The 1,357-nt window shown below is 46.8% G+C and carries 2 protein-coding genes; one reads left to right on the forward strand and one right to left on the reverse strand.

The genetic code is table 11. The annotated features are described in order from the left end of the window. Window positions 1–545 (forward strand): hypothetical protein (locus tag ABRP88_RS11315; protein WP_349837254.1); only part of this gene is annotated, 545 nt, incomplete at its 5' end. Between the two features lie 268 nt (window positions 546–813). Here ABRP88_RS11315 and ABRP88_RS11320 read toward each other — a convergent pair. Beyond that, the coding region (locus ABRP88_RS11320) for a restriction endonuclease subunit S (protein WP_349837255.1) at window positions 814–1,357 on the reverse strand (544 nt) is incomplete at its 5' end.

The following is a 1,357-nucleotide window of genomic DNA, read 5'->3' on the forward strand; positions in this document are numbered from 1 at the left end:
TCGCATCCTGGTCAAATTTTCTTGGCATATTCCAGATTTCCCATCTACTCAAACGGAACAAAACCTGGGACACTTCAATGCGTACTGCAGAGGAAAGTAGCAAAAATACTATTAATAAAAAGTTCTCTCGCGAACCAGACTACGGAAACCCAGAACACCTAGTAATCGCACAGCAAAGGCAACAAGAAATACTGGATAGCTGGAAAAACGGCGTGGAAAAGTTTGTAAAAGCAGCTTTGAAGGTTAATTTCGGAGACGGCTTAGAGAAATTCAAATGGGGTGAAGGCCTTCAAATTGGAAGATCAGTCATTATTCTAAACCACGACTTAGAGAGTGAACTTCATCAATGGCCGTCCTTTTTGGAAAAGTCGAAGCAATTCAATCTTGCAGACGACTTTCGGAATTCCAAAAAAGCTGGTGTTCTTGCCCGCGTTGCCTTTGGCTCAGACTTTGACGATATGCCCAACCCGCTAAAAGAGGTAATGTCCGCAATCCGTTGCTACGCGAACTCAGGTCCAGCTATGCCGACTGCCTATCAAAAATGAATCATCTTCTTAGCAGAGGAAGGAATCTCGGCTAATATTGGCTTTTCTGACAGTTTAGAGTTATTCCAAACTCCTTTTCCATTGAACCGAAACTCCGTTCAATGCCCAAACTTTTTCGGGAAACTTTTCTTCAACAACGTATAATCCTCGATTGCCCGCTCTTGAGGACGACTTTGCCTCGCCTAATTTGAACCGATTCTCTCAAAACCGGACTGTGGAGCCTTACCCCCAGGGACTTCTTAACTAGAGCACGTCCGACTAGTTCAAGTCATTCAGCCCCAATCGGCATAGCGGCATCGATAGCTAAGAGTGCGTCAAGCTTGGATTCTTGCCGTGTAAGCTGGTCACGCATGACGCGCTCCATATGGTCCCAATTGGGATCTCCATCGTAAGTGACGGGGAGTGGAACGAGGAACTCAGCTGCTAACACTCGGGTGAACTTGTCACCATAGGTGAAGTTCCGCAGCTCAGCCACTTTTCGAAATCCAGTCATAAAAAACAGCAAGCTAAATTCGTTCCATTTTGTTGCATAGCTTCCCTTGGGATAAAGCCCTTGAACGTGAGGATAGCCTACGAAGGGAGCTGCCTGGTAAAAGATCGCTTCAGAAGTCGTTGTGTCGCTGAAGGTAATTATCTGGCCAGGCTCGGTTGTCGGTCTGTTTGTATATCCACCTACGCCGTTGTTCATCATTGAATTGACAACCACCGGATTGACACCATCATTGTTGAACAATTTGACGCGGGCTTGTTTTAGGGACCGGTAAGGCGGTACCAGGTACCGGGGTGGCGGTAGCCGCCCGGTAGCCGGTTTT

The sequence above is a fragment of the Corynebacterium sp. KPL2734 genome, assembly GCF_040225595.1.
GTDB lineage: Bacteria > Actinomycetota > Actinomycetes > Mycobacteriales > Mycobacteriaceae > Corynebacterium > Corynebacterium rhinophilum.